The sequence below is a fragment of the Tenacibaculum sp. Mcav3-52 genome (assembly GCF_022347665.1).
Classification (GTDB): Bacteria; Bacteroidota; Bacteroidia; order Flavobacteriales; family Flavobacteriaceae; genus Polaribacter; species Polaribacter mesophilus.
This window is the reverse complement of record NZ_JAKRGE010000004.1, coordinates 160,996-182,194: the sequence shown is the minus strand read 5'-3', so window position 1 is coordinate 182,194 and position 21,199 is coordinate 160,996. Positions and strand designations below refer to the sequence as shown.

Genomic DNA, 21,199 nt, shown 5'->3' with positions numbered 1-21,199 from the left:
GTTAGTTCTTTGTTTCCTCTTTTACCAATTCATCATCAAACAACATGCGAACCGACGGCGTGTACGAATCATCGTACTGCCCTTTTTTTACTGAAACAATAAATGCTATAAAGAAAATAATAGCCACTAAAATACTTAGTGATAATAGTAAGTAAATAACGCTCATATCTTGCCTGATAATTATAGTTCAAAGATACTTGTGAAGATTCTCTTAAAATATGACTTTTGTCATGTTTCAAGTTTTTTACACAAAAAAACTCGAAGAAAAAATCTTCGAGTTATTTGTTGTTTAAATTGTCATTGAAAACAGTTGGGTTTCAGGTTGTTTTTTGTGTAACTTTTTATCAAATGCCATACAAATATTACGCACATAGGGTCTTGCCTTTTCTGGAACGGTTAACTTACTCCCTTTTATAGAAACTAAACCATCAGCCATCATTTCTTCTAATTTTTCTATATGCGTTTCTATATTGTCAATCTGTAACTGCTCTTCTTCCCACGAAGTGGAAAAGTGGCACATGATATTTAAAATATGTTTTCTAATTTTTAAATCTTCTTCAGATAATATATGACCTCTAAACACAGGAATTTCTCCTTCGTTTACAACGCTTTCATACTCTTTTACCGTTTTTACATTTTGTGCAAACCCATACCAAGAATCAGATATTGACGACATTCCTAAACCAATCATTAATTGTGTTTTATTGGCGGTATACCCCATAAAATTACGATGCAACGTTTTCTTTTTTGTGGCTTCATACAAGCTATCAGTAGGTAATGCAAAATGATCCATTCCTATTTCTATGTAACCCATTTCTGCAAACAATTTCTTTCCTATTTCATACAACTCTCGCTTTTCTTCATTTTTTGGTAGGTCATTTTCATTAAATCCTCGCTGTCCAACTCCTTTTACCCACGGAACATGCGCATAACTATAAAACGAAATTCTATCAGGTTCTAGCTCTTTTGTTTTATTAATGGTATGAATTACATTTTCCTTGGTTTGAAACGGAAGTCCAAATACCAAATCGTGACTGATAGATGTATATCCTATTTCTTTTGCCCAATTATGTACGTTTTGAACATTTTCAAAAGGCTGAACTCGATGAATTGCTTCTTGTACTTTTGGATTGTAATCTTGCACTCCAAAACTTACTCGTGTAAATCCTAAGTCATACAAAGTTTGTAGGTGTTCTTTTGTGGTGTTGTTTGGATGCCCTTCAAAACTAAATTCATGATTGGGATGTTTTTCTGCGTTCATAAAAATCCCATCAATTAATCTTTTTAATTGTTTTTCTGAAAAGAATGTTGGAGTCCCTCCTCCTAAATGGATTTCTTTTATTATAGGTGTTTCATCTACCAAATTAACATATAACTGCCATTCTTTTAAAACAGTTTCTATATACGGATCTTCCATTTCATGACGTTTTGTTATATGTTTATGGCATGCACAAAACGTACATAAACTCTCGCAAAATGGTAAGTGAATATATAAGCTAATTCCTTCTGATGAGTTGCTTTCGATAAACGATTGTTTAAAAGTTTTAATCCATTTTTCTTTTGAGAAGCTATCATTCTCCCAATACGGAACGGTTGGATAACTTGTATATCTTGGTCCTGGAATATTATATTTTTGAATAAGTGAATTCATATTCTATACTACTGTTTTGTTTCATTCTTCATCAAAACCTTTTAAAATGACGATTAAGCCAATTCTAAAGCGATTTCAATCATTTCTTTAAAGGTTTGTTCTCTTTCTTCAGCGGTTGTTCTTTCTCCAGTAACTAAACTATCTGAAATGGTTAAAATTGACAGTGCATTTACTTTGTGTTTTGCTGCAACAGTATATAATCCATTTGTTTCCATCTCAACACAAAGCACCCCATAATCTGCCCACTTTTTATAGCTTTCAAATTCATCAGCATAAAACTCATCTGAACTTAAAATATTTCCTGATTTTAGCGGAATTCCTTTGTTTTTTGCTACATCAACTGCTTTTTGGAATAGTTCAAAACTTGCTGTCGGCGCATAGTCGGCTCCGTTGAAACGTATGGTATTTAATCCAGAATTTGTCGATGCTGCCATGGCTATAACAATATCTCTAATTTTTACATCTTCTTGATAAGAACCAGCTGAACCTACTCTTATTAAATTTTTAACTCCATACTCTGTAATTAATTCATGACAATAAATTAATGTGGAAGGAATTCCCATTCCAGTTCCTTGAACAGATATTCGCTTTCCTTGATACGTCCCTGTAAAACCTAGCATTCCACGAACATCATTGTAACACGTTGGATTTTCTAAAAATGTTTCTGCTATCCATTTTGCGCGCATAGGATCACCTGGTAATAAAACAGTTTCTGCTATTTCTCCTTTCTTTGCTTCTATATGTACGCTCATTCTTTGTTCTTTTAGATTTTGAGTTATTAAAAACTTATTTTAATACTGATTCTTATCTGAAATACCACTCGTTACTAATGAAACACCTGACGAGGTTCCTAAACGAGTTACTCCCATTTCTATGTACCTCTTAGCTGTTTCAATATCTCTAATACCACCAGCTGCTTTTATCTGTGCTTTTCCATCTACAACACTATCCATTATCGCTACATCTTTAAAAGTAGCCCCTCCAGTACCAAAACCTGTAGATGTTTTTACAAAATCAGCCCCGGCTTCTACCGCTAATTGACTTGCTATTTTTATTTGTTCCTTAGATAGATAACAGTTTTCAAAAATTACTTTTAATATATTTTCTCCTATTTCTTCTTTAATCAACCGAATTTCTTTTTCTACATAATTTTCTTCACCATCTAACAACTTACCTATATTGATAACCATATCTATTTCAGAAGCTCCATTTTTTATACATTCTTTGGCTTCAAAAATTTTAGTTTTGGTAGTCATTGCTCCTAAAGGAAAACCTACTACAGCTGCTATTTTTACATCCGAATCTTTTAACTCTTTAGCTGCCAATTCTACATAACATCCATTTACACAAACTGCATAAAAGTTATATTTTTTGGCCTCATTACACAGCTTTACTATATCTGCTTTAGTTCCTGTAGGTTTTAATAAAGTATGATCTATATATTTATTAATCTGCATCTTTTTATTTTATTTTTCTACCTAAAATATTGGTAGCTATTGTTGTAAATACTACTACACTAATTGAACTCAACGGCATCAAAATAGCTGCTATTACTGGCATCAACTCCCCCGTTACCGCAAAATAAAGTCCAACAACATTATACATTAAAGATAATAAAAAACAATACTTAATAATTTTTATCGCTTTTTGCGATGCTTTTATATAGTTTCCTATTTCACTAAACTTTGTGGCATCTAAAATAGCATCGCAAGCAGGTGAAAACACATTGATATTTTCCGATAAAGCTATTCCTACATTGCTTTGAGCTAACGCTCCTGCATCATTTAATCCGTCACCAATCATCAATACACTTTTGTTTTTTTCTTGTAGTTCCTCTACATAATGTAGCTTATCTTGCGGTTTTTGATTGAATAAAAATGTTGTTTCTTTAGGTAATAACTCTTCTAAAAACTTCTTTTCCCCTTCATTATCTCCAGAAACTACAGATAATTCATATTTTTTATTTAAGCTTGAAAACAGGTTTTCAACTCCTTTTCTATAAGCATTTTTAAACACAAACTTTCCTTTATACTCATCGTTAACACTAATATGAACCGAAGTATCAAAATTTAATCGTTCTTCTGCATTTTTTACAAAAGAAGACGAACCTATTTTTAATCTTGTTTGTTGATAACTTGTCTCAATTCCCTTTCCTACATATTCTTGGTAATTATCAACTGGTAACATTTCTTCTTCTAAAGAAGCATATAACATTCTACTTAGTGGATGATTTGAGGCTCTTAATGAGCTTTTTAATATCGCTTTTTGGAGTTTATTTAGATCTTCACCTTTATATGTTATCGTATTTTCTTTATTGGTGGTAAGCGTACCTGTTTTATCAAAAATAACTGAGTTTATAGCTGCTAATTGTTCTACTACTGTAGCATTCTTTAAATAAAATTTCTTTCTCCCAAAGATTCGTAGGATATTCCCTAAAGTAAACGGTGCTGCTAAGGCTATGGCACACGGACATGCAATAATTAGTACTGACGTAAATACGTTTAATGCTACACTTGAATCATAGTATAACCAAAACGCTGTAGACAAAAACGCTATTGACAATACGATGATGGTAAAATTCTTACTGATTTTATCAGTTAACGTTTTAAACGATGAATTTTTATCTTTTTGAAATACATCATTACTCCACAACTGTGTTAAATAGCTTTGTGAAACCGAAGCTAGTACCTCCATCTCTATACTTCCTGACAGTTGCTTTCCTCCTGCAAATAATTTATCTCCTGACTTTTTATTTACAGGAACAGCCTCACCTGTAACAAAGCTGTAATCTATTTTCGCTTCTCCATTAATTAAAATTCCATCAACAGGAATTAATTCTTGGTTTCTAATTAATAATCTGTCTCCTTTATTGACATCATAGATTTGCGTGTTTTCTTCTTTTTTATCCGTAGTTATTCTTGTTACTGCAATTGGGAAGTACGATTTGTAATCGCGTTCGAATGACAAGAAATTATAAGTTTTTTGTTGAAAAAACTTCCCTAGTAATAAGAAGAACACTAGCCCTGTTAAACTATCAAAAAAGCCTGTCCCTAAATCCAACATAATCTCTGCTGTACTACGTACAAATAGCACTAAAATTCCAAGAGCAATAGGAACATCAATGTTTAAAATTTTAGAGCGAATTCCTTTGTATGCTGAAATAAAATAATCAACTCCAGCATAAAACACTACAGGTAACGAAAATATAAACATTAACCAACGGAAGATTCCTTTGTATTGCTCTAACCAATATTCTGATACTTCAAAATACTCCGGGAATGATAAAAACATAACATTTCCAAAAGCAAAACCTGCTATTCCTAGTTTATAAATTAAACTACGGTCTACCTTCTTTTTCCCTACCTCATAATCTTCAAGACTTATGTAAGGTTCATAACCAATAGAACTTAATAGTAATACTATTTCTTTAAGTGATGTTTTTTCGGAATTGTAAGTAATTCGTACTGTTTTCTTTGGGAAATTAACTTGAGATGAAGATACAAACTCTTGTAGTTTGTGTAAGTTTTCTAATACCCAAATACATGAACTACAATGTATATGTGGAATGTATAAATTTACCACTTGTACATTACCATCGTTAAACTCTAATAGTTTATCTACAATGGATTCATTATCCAAGAAATCATATTTTCCTTGTATCTCTTCAGGTATTGCTCCTGGGTTGTTTTGAAAATCGTAATAACAAGTTAAATCGTTCTCTGAAAAAATTTCATAAACCGTTTTGCATCCATTACAACAGAAAAATTTATCTTCTTTTGTAATTGTTTTTGTGTCGCACTCGTTACCACAATGAAAACATGTTGTGCTTTCCATATTTACTCTTTTGCCTAGTACAAATGTCGGATAACATCTCAAATTAAAACATGATAATTATCAGGTTTTCCGTATATTTGAGTAGCAAAAAAAAGGGCATATCTATGAGCAAGTGTGAGCAATGTATCATCAGAGAATTTAATTCTTTAAAGGCTTTAACAAAAGATGAATTGATAAGAATAACAGGATGTAAAACGTCTAAAAAAATAAAAAAAGGAGAAGTTCTCTTTGATGAAGGCGAATACATAAATGGTGTTTTTTGTGTTAAAGACGGTGTTTGTAAAGTGTCTAAAATGAGTGATAATGGTAGAGACCAAATTATTCATTTAATAAAAAAAGGAGATATTTTAGGAGAGCGAAGTTTGATTAACAATGAAGCTTCCAATTTAAAAGCTATTGCTGTGAATGACATGGAGGTTTGCTTTATTCCTAAAGAAGAAATTATTAGAGATTTAGAAAACAACTCTAACTTTTCTATGGACATTTTGAAAAAAATGGCCAATTCTTTAAAGAAAGCAGATGATATTATAGTAGATATGGCTCAAAAAACCGTAAAACAACGTTTAGCTGCTACTCTTTTACTTTTAGACTCTAAGTTTGACAAGAACGAAAATGGCTCTATAAATATTAATTTATCTCGAGAAGATATGGCTAATATTATTGGAACAGCAACGGAAAGTGCTATTCGTTTACTTTCAGAGTTTAAAAAGAAAAAACTAATTGATTTAAAAGGTAAAGAAATCTATATAACTGATATAAAAGCTTTAAAAGAGCTTTCGGAAGGTTTTTAAAACAAAAAAATCGTCTATATAGACGATTTTTTTTAAGCTTCCCCTGTGGTTCCACCAAAGTTCATTGGAATTGGTGGTTGCTCATAATCTTTTATTTCTCCATGTGCTTGTTCAAACTTACGAATATTGTCTGCTAACGCTTTTGACAAACGTTTAGCGTGTTGTGGAGTTAAAATAATTCTTGATTTTACTTTTGCCTTAGGAACTCCTGGCATAATATTAATAAAATCTACTATAAACTCAGAAACTGAATGGTTTATAATAGCTAAATTACTATACGTTCCTTCTGCTATTTCTTGGTCTAGCTCTATATTTAATTGCGGCTCTTTCTTATTATCTTCCATAATTAAGTCTCTTAATATATTTTAGTTAAAAAAATAAGGGTTTAGAGTTCTAAGAACTCTAAACCCTTGATATTATTTATAAACTTAAGTTTTTATAAACTTTGTTCAATCTCATCCTTAGGTCCAACTACGATATCTTCGTAAGCTCTCATTCCTGTACCTGCTGGTATACGTTTACCAACAATTACGTTTTCTTTTAATCCTTCTAAGGTATCAATTTTACCATTTACAGCGGCTTCATTTAATACTTTAGTTGTTTCCTGGAATGATGCAGCTGAGATAAATGACTTCGTTTGTAACGATGCTCTTGTAATACCTTGTAATACTTGCTCAGCTGTTGCTGGTTGAGCATCACGTGCTACTACTAAGTTTTTATCTTCTCTACGTAATAAAGAGTTTTCATCTCTTAATTGACGGGCTGAAACTATTTGTCCTGGTTTCAAGTTAGCAGAATCTCCTGAGTCTTCAACAACTTTCATTCCGTAAATAGCATCATTTTCTTTGATGAAATCCGTTTTATGAACTAATTGATTTTCTAAGAATAAAGTATCTCCTGAATCAATAATCCTAACTTTACGCATCATTTGACGTACTACTACTTCAAAGTGCTTGTCGTTAATTTTTACCCCTTGTAAACGGTATACTTCTTGGATCTCGTTTACTAAGTATTCTTGAACTGCTGAAGGTCCTTTGATATTTAAGATATCAATAGGAGTAATTGCTCCATCAGATAATGGCATTCCTGCTTTGATAAAGTCGTTTTCTTGAACTAAGATTTGATTAGATAACTTAATTAAGTATTTCTTAATCTCTCCTGTTTTAGATTCGATAATAATTTCACGGTTACCACGCTTAATCTTACCAAATGACACAACTCCATCAATTTGTGCTACTACAGCTGGGTTAGAAGGGTTACGCGCTTCGAATAACTCAGTTACACGTGGTAAACCTCCTGTAATATCTCCTGCTTTACCAGACTTACGAGGAATCTTAACTAATGTTTTACCAGTTTCTACTTTATCTCCATCATTTACCATTAAATGAGCTCCTACAGGTAAACTATACGAACGTAAAGCATTACCATCAGCATCTTCAATAATTAATGAAGGAATGATTTTTTTATTCTTAGAATCTGTTATTACTTTTTCTTGGAATCCTGTTTGTTCATCGACTTCTACAGAATAGTTAATTCCTTGTTCTAAATTGTCGAACTTAACTTTACCTCCAAATTCAGAAACAATAACTCCGTTAAATGGATCCCATTGACATACTGCATCTCCTTTCTTGATCGTCTTTCTTTCTTTATCAAAGATAATAGAACCGTAAGGAATTATGTTAGTACTTAATACGATGCCTGTTTTCTTATCAGTAATTTTAATTTCTGCAGTACGAGAAATTACGATATCTACTTCTTCGCCTGCTGAATCTTTACCTTTTACAGTACGTAAGTCATCAATAGTTACAGAACCGTCGAATTTTGCGATTAACTTATTGTCTTCAGAAATGTTTCCTGCTACCCCTCCAACGTGGAATGTACGTAATGTTAACTGTGTACCTGGTTCTCCAATAGACTGTGCAGCAATTACACCAACTGCTTCACCTCTTTGAACTTTTTGACCTGTTGATAAACTTTGTCCGTAACATTTCTCACAAATTCCTCTTTCAGATTCACATGTTAATGCTGAACGAACTTCAACTTTATCTACGCCTGATGCTTCAATTTTGTCAGCTAAAATTGGAGTAATCAACTCTCCTGCTTCAACTAATAATTCATCTGTAGTTGGAGCATAAACATCATATAATGCTGTACGTCCTGAAATTCTTTCACTTAAAGGTTCAACGATTTCATCGTTTTTCTTTAAGGCAGAAACTTCTAATCCTCTTAATGTACCACAATCTTCTTCGTTTACGATAACATCTTGAGATACGTCTACTAAACGACGTGTTAAATATCCTGCATCGGCTGTTTTTAATGCGGTATCGGCAAGTCCTTTACGTGCACCGTGCGTGGAGATAAAGTATTCTAAAATTGATAACCCTTCTTTAAAGTTCGATAAAATTGGGTTTTCAATAATTTCTCCACCTCCTGCGGTCGATTTTTTAGGTTTTGCCATTAATCCACGCATACCAGTTAACTGACGAATCTGCTCTTTCGATCCACGTGCTCCAGAATCTAACATCATAAACACTGAGTTAAATCCTTGCTGGTCTTCACGTAAACGCTTCATAGATAATTCAGTTAATCGGTTGTTGGTAGATCCCCAAACATCAATTACCTGATTATAACGTTCTTTTTGCGTTAACATACCCATGTTATAATTCATAACAATTCCATCCACTTCTTCGTTCGCTTCAGCAATCATGGTATGTTTTTCTTCCGGAATAATGATATCTCCTAATGAGAAAGATAAACCACCTTGGAAGGCAAATTTATACCCCATTCCTTTGATATCATCTAAGAACTTACCTATTGATGGAATATCTGTTACTTTTAGGATATTACCAATAATTCCACGTAATGATTTCTTTGTTAATACCTCATTAATATACCCTGCTTGTTCAGGTACCACTTCGTTAAATAATACTCTACCAACAGTAGTTTCTATTAATTGAGTTACTAACTCACCATTCTCGTTAAAGTCTTTAGTTCTTACTTTTATTCCAGCATTTAAGTCTACTTGCTCTTCATTATAAGCAATAGTTACTTCTTCTGGAGAATAGAAAGTTAACCCTTCACCTTTAATAGGTACTTCTGGAGTTGACTTTCTTTCTTTTGTCATATAATATAACCCTAAAACCATATCCTGAGATGGTACCGTAATTGGTGCTCCATTTGCAGGGTTTAAAACATTATGAGAAGCTAACATTAATAACTGTGCTTCTAAAATTGCTTCTGGTCCTAATGGTAAGTGAACCGCCATTTGATCCCCATCAAAATCGGCATTAAATGCCGTACATACTAATGGGTGTAAACGAATTGCCTTTCCTTCAATTAATTTTGGTTGGAAAGCTTGAATACCTAAACGGTGTAAGGTAGGGGCACGGTTTAATAAAACAGGGTGTCCTTTAATTACATTTTCTAAGATATCCCAAACAACTGGTTCTTTTCTATCAATTATTTTCTTTGCAGATTTAACTGTTTTTACAATTCCTCTTTCGATTAACTTACGAATAACGAAAGGTTTGTACAATTCAGCTGCCATATCTTTTGGCAATCCACATTCATATAATTTTAATTCTGGTCCAACAACAATTACCGAACGTGCAGAGTAATCAACACGCTTACCTAATAAGTTTTGACGGAAACGTCCTTGCTTACCTTTTAAACTATCAGATAATGATTTTAATGGTCTGTTAGACTCTGTTTTTACAGCTGATGATTTACGTGTGTTATCAAATAATGAATCTACTGATTCTTGTAACATACGTTTTTCATTACGTAAAATTACTTCTGGTGCTTTAATTTCCATTAATCGTTTTAAACGATTGTTACGGATAATTACACGACGGTATAAATCATTTAAGTCTGAAGTAGCAAAACGACCTCCATCTAATGGTACTAATGGACGTAATTCTGGTGGAATAACCGGAATTACCTTCATAATCATCCATTCTGGATTGTTTTCTCTATTTTTTTGAGAATCTCTGAATGCTTCTACAACATTTAGACGCTTTAATGCTTCATTTTTACGTTGCTTAGAAGTTTCAGTGTTTGCTTTATGACGCAATTGGTATGATAACTCGTCTAAATCGATTCTTTCTAATAAATCAATTAAACACTCTGCACCCATTTTAGCGATAAACTTATTAGGGTCAGAATCTTCTAAATACATATTTTCTTGTGGAAGCTCATCTACGATATCTAAGTATTCTTCCTCAGTTAAGAAGTCCATTTTTTGTAATGGTTCTCCTTCGGCATTCTTAGCAATACCTGGTTGAATTACTACGTAACGTTCGTAGTAAATAATCATATCTAACTTCTTAGATGGTAACCCTAAAAGGTATCCCATTTTGTTAGGTAATGATCTAAAGTACCAAATATGTGCAACTGGTACTACTAAGTTAATATGACCTACTCTATCTCTACGTACTTTTTTCTCAGTAACTTCAACACCACAACGGTCACAAACGATACCTTTATATCGAATTCTTTTATATTTACCACACGCACACTCATAGTCTTTTACAGGACCAAAGATACGCTCACAAAACAATCCATCTCTTTCTGGTTTGTGTGTACGGTAGTTTATAGTTTCTGGTTTTAACACCTCTCCTTTAGAAGCCTCTAAAATAGACTCAGGTGATGCTAAACCTATTGAAATTTTGTTAAACTTCTTAACAGTGTATTTTTCGTTTTTTCTTGCCATGATAATGGATTCGAATTAAAAATAAATGTCTTATAATAAGACTGATATTGAAAAAATGATTTGCCTCAGAGCTTACACTCTGAGACATTTCACTGTGATTATTCTTCTAATTTAACGTCTAATCCTAAACCTTTAAGTTCGTGCATTAATACGTTAAATGATTCTGGTAAACCTGGTTCTGGCATTGCTTCTCCTTTAACGATAGACTCGTAAGTTTTTGCTCTACCTAATACATCATCAGACTTAACAGTTAAGATTTCTCGTAAGATACTTGATGCACCATATGCTTCAAGTGCCCATACCTCCATCTCACCAAAACGCTGACCTCCAAACTGTGCTTTACCTCCTAATGGTTGCTGAGTAATTAATGAGTAAGGTCCAATAGAACGCGCGTGCATCTTATCTTCAATCATGTGACCTAACTTAATCATATAAATTACTCCTACCGTTGCAGGCTGATCGAAACGTTTACCTGTACCTCCATCATATAAATATGTGTGTCCGTAACGTGGTATTCCTGCTTCATCAGTTAAAGCATTGATTTGATCAATTTTTGCACCATCAAAAATTGGTGTTGCATACTTTTGACCTAATTTTTGACCTGCCCATCCAAGAACAGTTTCATAAATCTGACCAATGTTCATACGAGATGGTACCCCTAATGGGTTTAATACGATATCTACTGGTGTTCCGTCTTCTAAGAAAGGCATATCTTCCTGACGTACAATACGTGCAACAATACCTTTGTTTCCGTGACGTCCTGCCATCTTATCCCCTACTTTTAACTTACGCTTCTTAGCTACGTAAATTTTAGCAAGTTTTAAGATACCAGCTGGTAATTCGTCTCCTACAGAGATTGTAAATTTCTCACGACGTAAAACTCCTTGTAGGTCGTTTACTTTAATCTTGTAATTGTGAACTAATTCTACAACTAATTGATTTAAGTCTTTATCAGTAGTCCAAGTTCCACTTAAATGTGTAAAGTCTTCTACAGAGTTTAACATTTTTTGTGTAAACTTTTTACCTTTTGGCAATACTTCTTCTCCTAAGTCGTTATACACTCCTTGAGAAGTTTTTCCTGATACTAAGTTGAATAACTTTTCAACTAAAACATCTTTTAATTCTTCAAACTTAGACACATAAGATGCTTCTAAAGCTGCTATTGCTTCTTTATCACGAGCACGCTTATTCTTATCTTTTACTGCGCGTTTGAATAATTTTTTGTTAATTACAACTCCTCTTAATGATGGAGACGCTTTTAATGATGCATCTTTTACATCTCCTGCTTTATCACCAAAGATAGCACGTAATAACTTTTCTTCTGGAGTAGGGTCAGATTCTCCTTTTGGTGTAATTTTACCAATTAAAATATCACCAGGATTTACTTCTGCTCCAATACGAATCATTCCATTTTCATCTAAGTCTTTTGTAGCCTCTTCAGAAACATTAGGAATATCGTTTGTTAATTCTTCAGCTCCTAATTTAGTATCACGAACATCTAATGAATATTCATCAATATGAATAGAAGTAAAGATATCTTCACGAACTACTTTTTCAGAAATCACAATCGCATCCTCAAAGTTATACCCTTTCCAAGGCATAAAGGCTACTTTCATGTTTCTACCTAAAGCTAATTCTCCTTTTTGTGTTGCATATCCTTCACAAAGTACTTGACCTTCTTCTACTCTATCACCTACTTTTACAATCGGTTTTAAGTTGATATTAGTACCTTGGTTTGTTTTTCTAAACTTAATTAAGTCGTACGACACTTCATCAGAATCAAAGCTAACCATGCGCTCTTCTTCTGTCCTATCGTACTTAATTGTTATTTTATTGGCGTCTACATATTCTACAACTCCTGCTCCTTCAGCATTGATTAAGATACGAGAATCTTTTGCTACTCTACGTTCTAAACCAGTACCAACAATTGGAGACTCTGGACGTAATAATGGAACTGCTTGACGCATCATGTTCGATCCCATCAATGCACGGTTCGCATCATCATGCTCTAAGAAAGGAATTAATGATGCCGAAATCGAAGCAATTTGATTAGGAGCAACGTCCATATAATTAATTGCTTCAGGGTTTTCCACTGGAAAATCTCCTTCTTCACGTGCAATAACTCTTTCGCTCTCTATTTTACCATCATTTGCTACTGGTAAATTAGATTGAGCAATTTTCATTCCTTCTTCTTCTTCTGCTGATAAATAAATTGGTTCTTCAGAAGAGACTGAACCATTATCTACCTTTTTGTATGGGGTTTCAATGAATCCCATATTATTTACTTTAGCATAAACCGCTAAAGAAGAAATAAGTCCAATGTTTGGTCCTTCAGGTGTTTCAATCGGACATAAACGACCATAGTGCGTATAGTGAACGTCACGAACCTCGAAACCTGCTCTTTCACGTGATAAACCTCCAGGTCCTAAAGCTGATAAACGACGCTTATGAGTAATCTCTGCTAATGGATTTGTTTGATCCATAAATTGAGATAACTGGTTGGTACCAAAGAAAGAGTTAATTACTGAAGATAACGTCTTAGCGTTAATTAAGTCGATTGGAGTAAACACCTCATTATCACGAACATTCATTCTCTCACGAATAGTACGTGCCATACGAGCTAAACCTACACCAAATTGACCTGCTAATTGCTCACCAACAGTTCTAACACGACGATTAGATAAGTGATCGATATCATCTACTTCAGCCTTTGAATTGATTAATTCAATTAAGTACTTAATGATTGTAATGATATCATTCTTAGTTAATACTTTTTGATCTAAATCTTCATTTAACTGAAGTTTAGTATTCATTCTAAAACGTCCTACTTCACCTAAACTATAACGTTGCTCTGAGAAGAATAATTTTTCAATAATACCTCTTGCAGTTTCCTCATCTGGCGGTTCAGCATTACGTAATTGTCTATATACATGCTCTACAGCTTCCTTTTCAGAGTTTGTAGGGTCTTTTTGTAATGTATTGTGAATGATGGCATAATCTGCTTGCTGATTGTCTTCTTTATGTAACAAGACTGTTTTTGCACCTGCTTCAATTATTTCATCAATATGTTCTTTTTCTATGATAGTATCACGGTCGAAAATGATTTCGTTACGCTCAATAGAAACAACTTCTCCTGTATCTTCATCTACGAAATCTTCATGCCAAGTTTTTAATACTCTTGCTGCTAATTTACGCCCTAATACTTTCTTTAATCCAGCTTTAGAAACTTTTACTTCTTCAGCTAAATCAAAAATCTCTAAAATATCTTTATCTCTTTCAAAACCTATGGCTCTGAATAACGTTGTTACTGGTAATTTTTTCTTTCTATCAATATAAGCATACATTACTTGATTGATATCGGTAGCAAATTCAATCCAAGAACCTTTGAATGGAATTACTCTTGCAGAGTATAACTTGGTTCCATTAGCGTGGAAAGATTGCCCAAAGAATACACCTGGTGAACGGTGTAATTGTGACACTACAACTCTTTCTGCACCATTAATAATAAAGGTACCAGAGTTTGTCATATAAGGAATTGTACCTAAATACACATCTTGAACGATTGTTTCGAAATCTTCGTGTTCTGGGTCAGTACAATATAATTTTAAACGTGCTTTTAGAGGTACACTGTGAGTTAATCCACGCTCGATACATTCTTGAATGCTATACCTTGGAGGATCTACAAAGTAGTCTAAAAATTCTAATACAAATTGATTACGTGTATCTGTAATCGGGAAGTTATCCATGAAAGTTTTATACAAACCTTCTTCTCCTCGCTCTTCAGCTTTAGTTTGCAATTGGAAGAAATCTTGAAAAGACTTCACCTGAATATCTAAAAAGTCTGGATAATCAGCTCCTAACTGCGATGACGCGAAGTTAATTCTTTCAGTAGTATTTATCGTTGCCAAAAGAGATGCTATTTTTAATTAAAAATATTATTTTTGAAACTTAATTGTTTCAATACTGCAATTTTAATTGCTCTTACTGATTAAAAATCAGCACTTTATAATCGTAAATTCACAAATACAAAAAATGTGAAAAATAAAGAACGAATATATACACAAAATGGTTTAGGCCTAAAAACATGAGTCTTTAGTACCTAAACCTTTATTGTTTTTTCCCGTTTTCTATAATTCGGGAGTATAGCTTACTTAAGCTCTACCTCAGCTCCTGCTTCTTCTAAAGACTTTTTAAGACCTTCAGCCTCATCTTTAGATACACCTTCTTTGATTGGTGCTGGTGCGCTATCTACAATACCTTTAGCTTCTTTTAATCCTAATCCAGTTAATTCTTTAACTAATTTTACAACTGCTAATTTAGATCCTCCAGCTGCTTTTAAGATTACATCAAACTCAGTTTTCTCTTCTGCTGCATCTCCACCACCTGCTGCTGGTCCTGCTACTGCTACTGCTGCTGCTGCTGGCTCAATACCATACTCTTCTTTTAAAATATCAGCTAATTCATTAACTTCTTTTACTGTTAAGTTAACTAATTGTTCTGCGAAATCTTTTAAATCTGCCATTTTAATTGTTTTTTAAAAATTTTATTTATTTAGTTTATTAGTGCGCGAAATTATTTTTCTGATAATGTCTTTAAGATACCTGATAATTTACCTCCACCTGACTGTAATGCTGAAACAACATTCTTAGCAGGAGATTGTAATAAGGTAATAATATCTCCAATAAGTTCTTCTCTAGATTTGATGTTTACAAGAGCATCTAATTGGTCATCTCCAATATAAACTGCCTCTTCTACATACGCTCCTTTTAATAAAGGACGATCTTTTGATTTTTTCCTGAACTCTTTGATAACTTTTGCTGGTGCATTTGCTGCTTCAGCAATTAACATTGAAGTGTTACCTTTTAATACCTCTGGTAATTCTCCGAAATCTTTATCAGAAGCTTCCATTGCTTTTGAAAGCAATGTGTTTTTAACAACAGCCAATTGTACGTTCGCTTTAAAACATGCTCTACGTAAGTTAGATGTAGTAGCTGCATCTAAACCAGAAATATCTGCTAAATAGATCGTGCTAGTATCTGCTAATTGTGCTGTTAAATCTTGTATTACTTGTGATTTTTCCTCTCTAGTCATAATTAAAAAGTTTTAACTGCCTTACGATACTGTTTTAACATCTACAGCTACACTAGGACTCATAGTAGAAGACATAAAAATACTTTTAATATAAGTTCCTTTAGCCGCTGTTGGCTTTAATTTAATTAATGTTTGAATTAACTCGTTTGCATTTTCTTCAATCTTTGCAGCATCGAAAGATGCTTTTCCGATTGCAGCATGTACAATACCAGTTTTATCTACTTTAAAGTCGATTTTACCTGCTTTTACTTCTTGTACTGCTTTTGCAACATCCATAGTTACTGTACCAGTTTTAGGGTTAGGCATTAATCCACGAGGACCTAATACACGTCCTAAAGGACCTAACTTACCCATAACGCTTGGCATAGTAATAATAACGTCAACATCAGTCCAACCACCTTTAATTTTTTGAAGGTATTCATCTAATCCAACGTAATCAGCACCAGCTTCTTTAGCTTCCGCTTCTTTATCTGGAGTAACTAATGCTAAAACTTTTACATCTTTACCAGTTCCGTGAGGTAATGTTACAACACCACGAACCATTTGATTAGCTTTACGAGGATCTACTCCTAAACGTACTGCTAAGTCTACAGATGCGTCAAACTTTACATTTGTAATCTCTTTAACTAATGCTGATGCATCTTGTAAGCTATAAACTTTAGAGCTATCTACTTTAGCACGAGCTTCTTTTTGCTTTCTAGTAATTGCCATTTCTAAATATCTTTTAAAGTTTAAGCAGGTGCATCACCTGTTACTGTTAATCCCATAGAACGAGCTGTTCCAGCAATCATTCTCATTGCAGACTCTACTTCAAAGGCATTCATATCTACCATTTTGTCTTCTGCAATTCCACGAATTTGATCCCAAGAAACGCTTGCTACTTTTTTCCTATTAGGTTCTCCTGAACCTTTCTTAATTTTGGCCGCTTCTAATAATTGTACTGCAGCTGGTGGAGTTTTTACAACAAACTCAAATGATTTGTCTGTATAAACTGTAATAACAACAGGTAATACTTTACCTTGCTTGTCCTGTGTACGAGCATTAAACTGCTTACAGAACTCCATGATGTTAACACCGGCAGCACCTAAAGCGGGTCCAACTGGTGGCGACGGATTCGCTGCACCTCCCCTAACTTGTAGTTTAACTAATTTACTTACTTCTTTTGCCATTGTTTAAGATTTAACGATGTGTTTAAATTGGAAGCTTAAACCCATCAAAATATAGGTGTAACAATTATATTTTCTCTACTTGCATATAGTTTAACTCTAATGGAGTTTTTCTTCCGAAAATCTTTACCATTACTTCTAACTTACGCTTTTCTTCATTTACCTTTTCAACAGTTCCATCAAACCCATTGAAAGGGCCATCAATTACTTTTACAGTTTCTCCAACTGAATAAGGAATTGCAATATTTTCGTCTTTAACAGAAAGTTCATCAACTTTCCCTAACATTCTGTTTACTTCTGATTTACGCATTGGTACGGGATCTCCTCCTTTTGTTTCACCTAAAAAACCAATAACTCCTGTTACTGATTTAATTACGTGAGGAACTTCTCCTGCTAAATTAGCCTCAACCATTACATAACCAGGAAAGTAAACTCTTTCTCTGTTAATTTTCTTTCCGTTTCTTACTTGAATAACTTTTTCTGTAGGAACAATTACTTGGTTCACAAAATCAGACAACCCATGACGAGCAATCTCAGTCTCGATATAAGTTTTCACCTTATTTTCTTGACCTCCAATAGCTCTAACCACATACCACTTCATCACCGAATCAGCCATCATTAAAACATTTTAAAGAAGTTATCTAATCCTGTTTGAAAAACCTTATCTATCCCCGCTACAGCTAAAGCAAATACAATTGTAAATGCTGCAACTACTACAGTAGACTTTTGAGCTTCTTCACGAGAAATCCAAGTCATATTGGTATTTAATTCTTCAAAAGAATCCTTAATATATTGTACAAAGTTACTCATATTTTATCCTTTTAACGAGTTGCAGTTTTCACCACAACTCGTTTTAGTTTTTTGCACGGGTTGAGAGGCTCGAACTCCCGACACCTGGTTTTGGAGACCAGTGCTCTACCAACTGAGCTAAACCCGTATTTTAAAGGAGTCCCTCTCTTATAAAAGAGACTCCTTATACTTTATTATTAAACTATAATTAGTCTAAGATTTCAGTTACCTGACCAGCTCCTACTGTTCTACCTCCTTCACGGATTGCGAACTGTAAACCTGTGTTTAATGCGATAGGTTGGATTAAGTCAACAGTAATAGTTAAGTTATCACCTGGCATTACCATTTCAACTCCTTCTGGTAAGTTAATGTTACCTGTTACATCAGTTGTACGTACGTAGAACTGTGGACGGTAGTTGTTGTGGAATGGAGTGTGACGTCCACCTTCTTCTTTCTTTAAGATATACACCTCAGCTTTAAACTTAGCGTGTGGAGTAATAGAACCTGGCTTACAGATTACCATTCCTCTCTTAATTTGAGTCTTTTCAATACCTCTTAATAAGATACCTGCGTTATCTCCTGCCTCACCTCTATCTAAGATTTGACGGAACATCTCGATACCAGTTACAGTAGATGTTAATTTTTCATCTCCCATACCGATAATCTCAACAGGATCTCCTGTATTAATGATACCAGTTTCGATACGTCCAGTTGCTACTGTACCACGACCAGTAATAGAGAATACATCCTCGATTGGCATTAAGAAATCTTTTTCAGTATCTCTTGGTGGCTCTTCGATCCAAGTATCAACAGCTTCCATTAATTCTAAAACTGTATCAACCCACTTTTGCTCTCCGTTTAATGCACCTAAAGCAGAACCAGAAACTACAGGACCATTATCTCCATCATACTCATAGAAAGATAATAAATCTCTCACTTCCATTTCTACTAACTCTAATAACTCTTCGTCATCAACCATATCAACTTTGTTTAAGAAAACAACGATACGTGGAATACCTACCTGACGACCTAATAAGATGTGCTCACGAGTTTGTGGCATTGGACCATCAGTAGCAGCTACTACTAAGATAGCTCCATCCATTTGTGCAGCACCAGTTACCATGTTCTTTACGTAATCGGCGTGACCTGGACAGTCAACGTGCGCGTAGTGACGGTTAGCTGTTGCATACTCTACGTGAGAAGAGTTAATTGTGATACCTCTTTCTTTTTCTTCTGGAGCGTTATCGATTTGATCAAAAGCTCTCTGCTCAGAAAATCCAGCATCTGCTAATACTTTAGTAATTGCAGCAGTTAAAGTAGTTTTACCGTGATCTACGTGACCAATAGTACCTACGTTTAAGTGCGGTTTCGAACGATCATAAGTTCCTTTTGCCATGATTATTAATTTTAATTCTTAGTTAAATATATTTAGTGTTATTTTTAAACTCTTGTCAAATAAACTCTAAAATAGAGCCAACAACGGGATTTGAACCCGTGACCTCATCCCTACCAAGGATGCGCTCTACCAACTGAGCTATGTCGGCAACGAATTTAGAGCGGGAGACCAGGTTCGAACTGGCGACATTCAGCTTGGAAGGCTGACGCTCTACCAACTGAGCTACTCCCGCAATAAAATTTCATTAAGATAGTGGGGAGAGCAGGATTCGAACCTGCGAAGTCGTAAGACAACGGAGTTACAGTCCGTCCCATTTGGCCGCTCTGGAATCTCCCCTAAACCTTAAATAATATTTTAATGAACTTTTATTTTTTAGAGCCGATGGAGGGACTCGAACCCACGACCTGCTGATTACAAATCAGCTGCTCTAGCCAGCTGAGCTACATCGGCTTTTGTTATAAAAAAACAATCCGCTATTTCTAACGGACTGCAAATGTAAAAAGTAATTTTTAATTTTTAAAACTTTTTTAATTATTTTTTATCGTTTTTATGAGACTAAGGCATCCTTTGATTTTTCTTTTGATTTTTGCAACTGTCTTTTTAAAGATTCTACAGACACACTAATACCTTCCTCAAAGGTCTTAGTTTGCTTTTTCACCATTAATTCGCTTCCTGGTATATTAATTTTTACTTCAGTTATTTTATTCTCCTTTTCACTCGTTTTTTGCACTTTTAAAAACACTTCTGCATCAACGATCTTATCATGAAACTTCTCTAATCCTCCTATTTTTTTCTCAATGAAGTCTATTAATTTTTGGTCTGCTGAGAAATTTACTGATTGTGTGAATACCTTCATAATTCTTCGATCTTTTAATTTGACCCTCTAGGATGAGTCTTATTATACACTTTTTTTATTTGCTCCAAGCTATTGTGCGTATACACTTGGGTAGAGGCTAAACTTGAATGCCCTAGTAATTCTTTAACCGAATTTAACGACGCACCGTTATTAAGTAAATGTGTCGCAAAAGCATGCCTTAATATATGGGGGCTTTTTTTTGCTTTCGTTGACACCCTACTAAAGTACAAATTTATTATTCGGTAAACAAGGGTTTCATAAATTTTAACGCCTTTTTTAGTCACTAAAAGCACCTCTAAATCTACATCTTCAATCTCTCTTTTTTGTCTTAAATATTCTTGTAAAGTTTTATATACTGATGGTAAGATTGTTACATACCTTTCTTTATTTCTTTTTCCTAATACTTTTATTGTTCTACTAGTATGATCTATATCTTTTTCTTTAACATTTATTAACTCAATCCTTCTCATCCCTGTTGAATACAATATTTCCACAATCAACCTATCTCTTACTGACTCAAAATCTGACCTCTCTTTTATTAGTTTTAAAACTTCTTCTACTTCATTTTGATCAAAGGGAGTTTGTATTTTTTTTTGAACTTTTAGCGCCTTATGATTTGAAAGTGGATTCACTGTCACCTCTCCTATTTTTTGCAGAAACTTATAAAAAGTTTTTAAAGAACTTACTTTTCTATTCACACTTCTATTTGACACATTAGCATTCACCAAGCTAACAATCCATGTTCTAATCTGGTTATAATGAATACTCTCTAAATCCTCTTGATCAAACTCAACCTCACAAAAATCTTTAAACGCTATTAAATCCGTTTTATATGCTTGAATTGTATTTTTTGAATACTTTTTCTCAAACTCTAAATACTCTAAAAAAGCTTCTATTAGCATTATCTATCTTAT

The 21,199-nt window shown here is 33.9% G+C and carries 18 protein-coding genes and 5 tRNA genes; 1 reads left to right on the top strand and 22 read right to left on the bottom strand.

The window, feature by feature from the left end:
- Nucleotide 1 precedes the first annotated feature (1 nt).
- From ccoS to MHM83_RS12585, 5 genes are all read right to left on the bottom strand, one after another.
- Complete coding sequence (gene ccoS / locus MHM83_RS12605; protein ID WP_073184498.1) at nucleotides 2–166, bottom strand: cbb3-type cytochrome oxidase assembly protein CcoS; 165 nt, start codon at nucleotides 164–166, stop codon at nucleotides 2–4.
- Nucleotides 167–289: 123 nt separating this feature from the next.
- Nucleotides 290–1,651 carry an oxygen-independent coproporphyrinogen III oxidase gene (gene hemN / locus MHM83_RS12600; protein WP_239180092.1) on the bottom strand — a complete coding sequence of 454 codons (1,362 nt, stop codon included), beginning with the start codon at nucleotides 1,649–1,651 and terminating at the stop codon, nucleotides 290–292.
- A gap of 53 nt (nucleotides 1,652–1,704) precedes the next feature.
- Entirely contained in the window at nucleotides 1,705–2,403 is a 699-nt protein-coding gene (gene deoD, locus MHM83_RS12595; protein WP_159613869.1) for a purine-nucleoside phosphorylase, read from the bottom strand.
- Nucleotides 2,404–2,442: 39 nt separating this feature from the next.
- Nucleotides 2,443–3,108 carry a deoxyribose-phosphate aldolase gene (gene deoC / locus MHM83_RS12590; protein WP_239180090.1) on the bottom strand — a complete coding sequence of 222 codons (666 nt, stop codon included), beginning with the start codon at nucleotides 3,106–3,108 and terminating at the stop codon, nucleotides 2,443–2,445.
- A 4-nt stretch (nucleotides 3,109–3,112) separates the two neighbouring features.
- The gene (locus tag MHM83_RS12585) at nucleotides 3,113–5,485 is read right to left on the bottom strand and encodes a heavy metal translocating P-type ATPase (RefSeq protein ID WP_239180088.1); all 2,373 of its coding nucleotides are present in this window, start codon (nucleotides 5,483–5,485) and stop codon (nucleotides 3,113–3,115) included.
- 104 nt (nucleotides 5,486–5,589) lie between these two features.
- Between MHM83_RS12585 and MHM83_RS12580 the strand changes: the two genes are divergently transcribed.
- Nucleotides 5,590–6,276 carry a Crp/Fnr family transcriptional regulator gene (locus tag MHM83_RS12580; RefSeq protein WP_073184509.1) on the top strand — a complete coding sequence of 229 codons (687 nt, stop codon included), beginning with the start codon at nucleotides 5,590–5,592 and terminating at the stop codon, nucleotides 6,274–6,276.
- 32 nt (nucleotides 6,277–6,308) lie between these two features.
- Here the strand turns inward: MHM83_RS12580 and MHM83_RS12575 are convergent, their stop codons facing one another.
- From MHM83_RS12575 to MHM83_RS12495, 17 genes are all read right to left on the bottom strand, one after another.
- Nucleotides 6,309–6,620 carry a DUF3467 domain-containing protein gene (locus tag MHM83_RS12575; RefSeq protein ID WP_047790111.1) on the bottom strand — a complete coding sequence of 104 codons (312 nt, stop codon included), beginning with the start codon at nucleotides 6,618–6,620 and terminating at the stop codon, nucleotides 6,309–6,311.
- A gap of 92 nt (nucleotides 6,621–6,712) precedes the next feature.
- Nucleotides 6,713–10,987: a DNA-directed RNA polymerase subunit beta' gene (rpoC, locus tag MHM83_RS12570; protein WP_047790110.1), complete on the bottom strand. Its 4,275-nt coding sequence runs from the start codon at nucleotides 10,985–10,987 to the stop codon at nucleotides 6,713–6,715.
- Nucleotides 10,988–11,085: 98 nt separating this feature from the next.
- Nucleotides 11,086–14,895 carry a DNA-directed RNA polymerase subunit beta gene (gene rpoB, locus MHM83_RS12565; protein ID WP_047790109.1) on the bottom strand — a complete coding sequence of 1,270 codons (3,810 nt, stop codon included), beginning with the start codon at nucleotides 14,893–14,895 and terminating at the stop codon, nucleotides 11,086–11,088.
- Between the two features lie 239 nt (nucleotides 14,896–15,134).
- Complete coding sequence (gene rplL, locus MHM83_RS12560) at nucleotides 15,135–15,509, bottom strand: 50S ribosomal protein L7/L12 (RefSeq protein WP_047790108.1); 375 nt, start codon at nucleotides 15,507–15,509, stop codon at nucleotides 15,135–15,137.
- A 50-nt stretch (nucleotides 15,510–15,559) separates the two neighbouring features.
- The gene (gene rplJ, locus MHM83_RS12555) at nucleotides 15,560–16,078 is read right to left on the bottom strand and encodes a 50S ribosomal protein L10 (RefSeq protein WP_047790107.1); all 519 of its coding nucleotides are present in this window, start codon (nucleotides 16,076–16,078) and stop codon (nucleotides 15,560–15,562) included.
- 21 nt (nucleotides 16,079–16,099) lie between these two features.
- Entirely contained in the window at nucleotides 16,100–16,789 is a 690-nt protein-coding gene (gene rplA, locus MHM83_RS12550; protein ID WP_047790106.1) for a 50S ribosomal protein L1, read from the bottom strand.
- A gap of 20 nt (nucleotides 16,790–16,809) precedes the next feature.
- Nucleotides 16,810–17,247 (bottom strand): 50S ribosomal protein L11, encoded by a 438-nt coding sequence (rplK, locus tag MHM83_RS12545; RefSeq protein WP_047790105.1) that lies wholly within the window; start codon nucleotides 17,245–17,247, stop codon nucleotides 16,810–16,812.
- Between the two features lie 64 nt (nucleotides 17,248–17,311).
- Entirely contained in the window at nucleotides 17,312–17,860 is a 549-nt protein-coding gene (gene nusG / locus MHM83_RS12540) for a transcription termination/antitermination protein NusG (protein ID WP_047790161.1), read from the bottom strand.
- Between the two features lie 2 nt (nucleotides 17,861–17,862).
- Nucleotides 17,863–18,054: a preprotein translocase subunit SecE gene (secE, locus tag MHM83_RS12535; RefSeq protein ID WP_047790104.1), complete on the bottom strand. Its 192-nt coding sequence runs from the start codon at nucleotides 18,052–18,054 to the stop codon at nucleotides 17,863–17,865.
- Nucleotides 18,055–18,108: 54 nt separating this feature from the next.
- Nucleotides 18,109–18,181, bottom strand: a tRNA-Trp gene (locus MHM83_RS12530).
- A 60-nt stretch (nucleotides 18,182–18,241) separates the two neighbouring features.
- A complete protein-coding gene (gene tuf / locus MHM83_RS12525; RefSeq protein WP_047790103.1) occupies nucleotides 18,242–19,429 on the bottom strand; it encodes an elongation factor Tu in 1,188 nt (395 codons plus the stop codon).
- A 75-nt stretch (nucleotides 19,430–19,504) separates the two neighbouring features.
- Nucleotides 19,505–19,577, bottom strand: a tRNA-Thr gene (locus tag MHM83_RS12520).
- 11 nt (nucleotides 19,578–19,588) lie between these two features.
- Nucleotides 19,589–19,661 (bottom strand) — tRNA-Gly (locus tag MHM83_RS12515).
- A gap of 21 nt (nucleotides 19,662–19,682) precedes the next feature.
- Nucleotides 19,683–19,765, bottom strand: a tRNA-Tyr gene (locus tag MHM83_RS12510).
- A gap of 40 nt (nucleotides 19,766–19,805) precedes the next feature.
- A tRNA-Thr gene (locus tag MHM83_RS12505) sits at nucleotides 19,806–19,879 on the bottom strand.
- Between the two features lie 97 nt (nucleotides 19,880–19,976).
- Nucleotides 19,977–20,285 (bottom strand): ribosome hibernation-promoting factor, HPF/YfiA family, encoded by a 309-nt coding sequence (gene hpf, locus MHM83_RS12500; protein ID WP_047790102.1) that lies wholly within the window; start codon nucleotides 20,283–20,285, stop codon nucleotides 19,977–19,979.
- A gap of 14 nt (nucleotides 20,286–20,299) precedes the next feature.
- On the bottom strand, nucleotides 20,300–21,187 hold the full coding sequence (locus MHM83_RS12495; RefSeq protein ID WP_239180086.1) for a tyrosine-type recombinase/integrase: 888 nt from the start codon (nucleotides 21,185–21,187) through the stop codon (nucleotides 20,300–20,302).
- Nucleotides 21,188–21,199 lie beyond the last annotated feature (12 nt).